7 protein-coding genes are annotated in these 5,073 nt (G+C 41.6%); 4 read left to right on the top strand and 3 right to left on the bottom strand.

Annotated features, from left to right (window positions below; genetic code table 11):
- Positions 1-952: HEAT repeat domain-containing protein (locus tag HYU97_11400; protein MBI2337354.1), on the bottom strand; the 952-nt coding region annotated here is incomplete at its 3' end.
- A 379-nt stretch (positions 953-1,331) separates the two neighbouring features.
- On the opposite strand from HYU97_11400, the gene HYU97_11395 reads away from it, so the two are divergent.
- Both HYU97_11395 and HYU97_11390 read left to right on the top strand, forming a co-directional pair.
- Complete coding sequence (locus HYU97_11395; protein ID MBI2337353.1) at positions 1,332-1,586, top strand: toxin HicA; 255 nt, start codon at positions 1,332-1,334, stop codon at positions 1,584-1,586.
- Between the two features lie 8 nt (positions 1,587-1,594).
- Positions 1,595-1,912, top strand: a complete 318-nt coding sequence (locus HYU97_11390; GenBank protein ID MBI2337352.1) for a toxin-antitoxin system HicB family antitoxin — start codon at positions 1,595-1,597, stop codon at positions 1,910-1,912.
- Between the two features lie 8 nt (positions 1,913-1,920).
- Here the strand turns inward: HYU97_11390 and HYU97_11385 are convergent, their stop codons facing one another.
- Positions 1,921-3,093 carry an NAD(P)/FAD-dependent oxidoreductase gene (locus HYU97_11385; protein MBI2337351.1) on the bottom strand — a complete coding sequence of 391 codons (1,173 nt, stop codon included), beginning with the start codon at positions 3,091-3,093 and terminating at the stop codon, positions 1,921-1,923.
- Between the two features lie 107 nt (positions 3,094-3,200).
- Between HYU97_11385 and HYU97_11380 the strand changes: the two genes are divergently transcribed.
- Positions 3,201-3,479: a type II toxin-antitoxin system Phd/YefM family antitoxin gene (locus HYU97_11380; protein MBI2337350.1), complete on the top strand. Its 279-nt coding sequence runs from the start codon at positions 3,201-3,203 to the stop codon at positions 3,477-3,479.
- A complete protein-coding gene (locus HYU97_11375) occupies positions 3,463-3,747 on the top strand; it encodes a type II toxin-antitoxin system RelE/ParE family toxin (protein MBI2337349.1) in 285 nt (94 codons plus the stop codon). The genes HYU97_11380 and HYU97_11375 overlap by 17 nt, the downstream gene beginning before the upstream one ends.
- Here HYU97_11375 and HYU97_11370 read toward each other — a convergent pair.
- Entirely contained in the window at positions 3,744-4,652 is a 909-nt protein-coding gene (locus HYU97_11370; protein ID MBI2337348.1) for a hypothetical protein, read from the bottom strand. The two genes, HYU97_11375 and HYU97_11370, sit on opposite strands and share 4 nt — an antisense overlap.
- Positions 4,653-5,073 lie beyond the last annotated feature (421 nt).

The raw sequence follows: 5,073 nt of genomic DNA, 5'->3' as shown, positions 1-5,073 counted from the left end.
GTGTGGATATTGCTTGAGGATCAGTCGTGCCTCTTAAAACATGGGCAGCCTCAATTCGAACCTTAGGATCAGTATTATTTTTAAGTGCTTCGATGAGTGCGGATATTGCTTGAGGATCAGTCGTGCCTCTTAAAGCATAGGCAGCCTCAATTCGAACCTTAGGATCAGTATTATTTTTAAGTGCTTCGATGAGTGCGGATATTGCTTGAGGATCAGTCGTGCCTCTTAAAGCATAGGCAGCCTTACTTTGAACCTCAGGATCAGCATTATTTGACATTGCCTTGACTAACAGATGAAGAGTCGCAGGGTTGCCTTTTAATATTTCAATGGCATCCATTTGAGCATCAGTGACGGGAGATTCTATCAAACGTTTAGCCTCTTCCAAAGGAAGCGGATGATCTTTTCCCCCAAATCTTAGTCTATAATCTGAATAAGCTGTTGGGGCCAACTCTCGCATGTCCTTTCTTGCGACAATATCAATCAGTCTTTGCGCAACGATATCATTACCACCAAGGGTTGCTAATTCCTTCACTGTTTTCGAAAAATCAAGATAGGCCCTTTCTCTTCTTTCATCGAGATCTTGAGGTGAAACCGACCCCTCTGTTTGGTAGAGCGCCAATAGATCTTGAAATTGGTCTTCAAACTTTTTCTTCAAATTGGAGATGTTGTTTTTATTGGATGTTACAAAATAGGTTCGAATCTTTCCAAAAAGTTCTGTGCCATCTCGGCTTGTAAAAGAAGGATCAAGTAAAATGAGTTTTTGATAAAGACCTGCATCAAAAGCCTGTGCGGCCTCTTCTGAGGCCAACCAGAAACGATCATCGACTGGGCTCACTCCTCTTTCAGAATCCTGAATCCCCTCAATTGCAGCAATTTCTTGGATAACTTTATCGACTTTTGTAGGTGTTTTCCAATCTAAAAAAATAACATTGAGTAATTTTTGAAGATCCATAGGCTCCCCCGATTATGTTTTGTTATCGGTTCTCTAGTGAAAAGGGTCTAGGGCAAGGCCTTCAAAAGCGGATATTTCGTATACTTTCGGTATACACATGCCTACAAATTTCTTAAAATAAAGAACTATACGCGTAATGCCTCAGTTTTGGGTGGAGAGTGCTTAGGTTGTTGAGGAGGCCATTGCTTGAAGCGGCGGGGCCCCCAATGAGGATTAGCAGGCATGGAAAACCGCGGCCCGGCTTGGCGGGAACGCGGAAGGCTTCCATGCCTGCTAATCCCATTAGGGTCGCCGCGAAAAGCACGGCTGACGAAACAACCTAAGCACTCTCCACCCAAAACTGAGGCATTACCTATGCGCCACCTTTTTCTATTGAATAATGATAGCATTAGCGCTATCATGCGTTGTGCTGGAGAATTTGGCGAATCCAAAGAATGTAAAATTTAAAGACCTGCTGAATATTTGCATTCGATACTTTGGAGAACCAAGAATCAGCGGGAGCCATCATATTTTTAAGATGCCGTGGTTTGGCAACCCAAGAATTAACCTGCAATGTGATGGCAAAATGGCCAAACCCTATCAGGTCAAGCAAGTGATTGGGGCCATTAAGAAGCTGGAGGAAATGAAAAAATGAAAAATCTTATCGATAAATATACGTACCGTGTTGAATGGTCCGAGGAGGATGATACTCATATTGCAACCTGTCTTGAATTACCGACTCTTAAAGCGCATGGCAAAACTATGGAATTAGCGATTAAGGCCGTCAAAAAAGCAGTATCGGCAACGCTGAAATGGATGAAAGACGACAAAGAAGAAATCCCAGAGCCTTTTTCAACGAGACAATTTAAAGGCAACTTAACGCTCAGAACTTCCCCAGAAGTGCATAGGCAGCTGGCCACCCATGCTGCTGAGCAGGGAGTGTCGATTAATCAATACATCCTCTCAAGAGTGATGGAATAAGACCTTTTTTAAACAGCCAGGCCAGTTGCATATCCGCTAGCCCAGGCCCATTGGAAATTATAGCCCCCTAGCCAGCCGGTAACATCAACCACTTCACCAATGAAATAAAGACCTGGCACCTTTTTCGTTTCCATGGTTTTAGAGGAGAGTTCTGCCGTGTCGATTCCACCACGGGTTACTTCGGCTTGGTCGAAGCCGGCGGTGGTTGCAGGGCTTATTTCCCAATTCTTCAATCGCTTAGCTAAAGTTTGTAATTGATTTTTAGTGAGGTGCTGCATGAGCGGGTTGTTAAATTCATGACGACTTATCAATTCAGCCAAGCGTTGGGGAAGGGCTGTAGCCAAAATGGTTTTTAATTCAGCTTTGGGGCGGTTTTGTTTTTGGTTTTCTAAAAAAGTAAAAGCATCTTGGTTGGGCAATAAGTCAATTTTTAAAGGGCTATTTTCTTTCCAATAAGAAGAAATTTGCAAAATAGCCGGCCCACTTAAACCATGGTGAGTAAACAGCATGGCTTCTTTAAATGAAATTTTGTCAAAGGATACCTCAACTGGGAGTGAAATCCCGCTTAAGTTCCCATATATTTTTAAATCATTTTTATTCCACAACAAGGGCACTAACCCTGGCTTGGGTTTAATCATATTTATCCCGAAAAGCTCCGCGATTTTATACCCTAAATCACTAACCCCTAATTTTGGAAAAGATAAGCCACCGGTGGCTACGACTAATTTTTGGCTATGATAGATTTGATCAGCCGTTAATACCCTAAAACCCTCATGACGCTCAACTTGATGGGTTGATATGCCGATTTTAAGTTCAACCCCCAATATTTGGCATTCTTTAATTAATAAATTTAATATCTGTTTAGAAGATTGTTGGCAGAATAACTGCCCCAAGGTTTTTTCATAATAGGCAATTTTATGTTGCTTCACTAAAGCGATAAAATCATCAGGGTTAAATTGACTTAAGGCTGACTTACAAAAATGCGGATTTTGCGACAAATAATTTTCTGCTGTCACATGAAGATTCGTAAAATTACAACGCCCGCCCCCAGAAATAAGAATCTTTTTACCCGGGTTTAAATTCTTTTCCAAAACTAAAACTTTTTTACCTCGCTTGGCGGCAACCCGTGCACACATCAGGCCTGCTGCCCCAGCCCCCAAAATGATGACATCGTAATTCATGCTTGCTTATACCCATTAAGATAATTAAAGAATAGTGCTTTAGCCATAGACAAAGCCTATAATTAGATATATACTATTTTATGTAGTTAGATTTATATAAGTATTTTATGGAAAAAATTATCCCCATTTCAGATTTGCAAAGCCAGGCGAAAAAGTTTGTTGAACAAGTCAACAAAACTCGAGAGCCTGTCATTATAACTCAGCGGGGCAGGGCGGCAGCTCTTTTAGTCGATCTAGAATCTTATGAAGGGCACATGGCAACTTTAGATGAAATGTCCTATCCGGATTGGGAAAAGCGTTTGGCCAAAGCTAAAAGGGAAAGAGGCAAGGGAGTGAAGCTAGAAGACTTTAAAAAGGGCAAACGTAGTTATGGTCGAAAAAAATAGGGTTTTATTTTTACGTCCCCAAGCTCAAGCAGATCTCGATGCCATTCGAAAATATTCTTCCAAAAATTTTTATGAAATCATTGATAAGATCGAATATTTGAAAGAATTTCCTGAAATGGGCCCCGCGATGGATAGGGCCTATCAAGGGTTTCGCCAGGTTTTGTGTAGGGAATATCGTATTATTTACGAAACTATCTCCGATGAACGAATTGAAATTGCCTATATCCGCCATTGTTCAAGACAAACAGGATTAAGACTTATCATTTAATCAACTTTTAATATTTTGTCACGAAAATCAATAAAATCAAATCTGTCTGAATCCCACTCTGGTAATAATTTAAGCGTCGCATCAAATGCTTCGTTGAAGGAAGTTTTATTTTTCCATACTATTTTTACTGCTTTGCCGGACCTGCTTTCCTTATCCTCAATTTCCTCAGTTCCAAAAAATTCACCCGAAAGCACTCGGCTTACCAGTAATAGTTTCCGAGCAACTGCATTATTAGGATCTAATTTTGCCAAAGCCTTTGCATATTCAGCAATTTTATTGTCTGGTTTTCTCGATTTAGTTAGTTCTAAAAAAATCAATGCCAATAAACTCTTTTGATCATCAGGATGGGCCTTCACATATTCCGTTAAAAATTCATGAGATTGTTTGATGTCTTCAGCTTTTTGCCATCTGACAAAAGGGTCAAGTCTAGATCCCACACCAGCGCCAATATCGCCGTCTGTATATAACGCAAAAGCGCGAAACACGGCTTCCCCAATATTCATTGGGTAACCGAAAAATTGACTACAGGCAATCGCAAGCCTCAATTTATTTGGGTCTGATTCCGGGGATTTTTCTAAAGACTCTCTAGCTTTTTGATACTCACCGTATGCTATTTTAGTGCCCTTTTGATGTAAGAACCGTCTAGCATCTCTGTCGTCATCAGAAACAGGCTCTATTCCTACCGCATTATAAACGCCTTGCCATAATGCAATCAAAGCCTTGTCTATCTCTCCTAAATCGACATATGATTCTGCAACATAGTCAGAGCAAACCCAAGACCCTTTTGGGAAACGCTGGACCCCTTGAGTGCAGGCCGTTATCTCACCGCGGTAGTCTTTTTTCAGTATTTCTGGATCCCCGCCTTCGCGGGGATGACAGCCAACCACCCGTTCACTGACTTTCAATTACCCACAAGTTTTGAGCCAATGGCGAACCCCAGTTTGATTTGATGTCGGTGATCGCTTACGGCAAGGATGTGGCTCAGGAATGTAAGAGGAGGATTGAACGCTTCAGGAAACTTCAAAAGACAATCGACGCGTTAGCCACCGAGGCATTTGCCAACGCGCCCTGGACGCCAAAAGCCAAAAAGGGGCGTCGCGACTAAAGAAATAGGAGGCGAATGTTACCCGAGTTGTGGGTAATTGAAAGGTGCACTGACCGGTTACAATTTCTGTCGACATAGAGGTGTACAAGCCGAGTCAATATGTCAGTTAACTGCCGAGTGAAAATGTCAGTAGGCAGTTTTCATATTGAGTTAACATTTTTAAAAAAGATGTCATTGCGAGCGAGCTGAAGGCTCGCGTGGCAATCTTCGTTATTTAACTC

It is taken from the genome of Deltaproteobacteria bacterium (assembly GCA_016183235.1).
GTDB lineage: Bacteria > UBA10199 > UBA10199 > DSSB01 > JACPFA01 > JACPFA01.
This window is presented reverse-complemented; position numbering and strand designations above follow the sequence as displayed.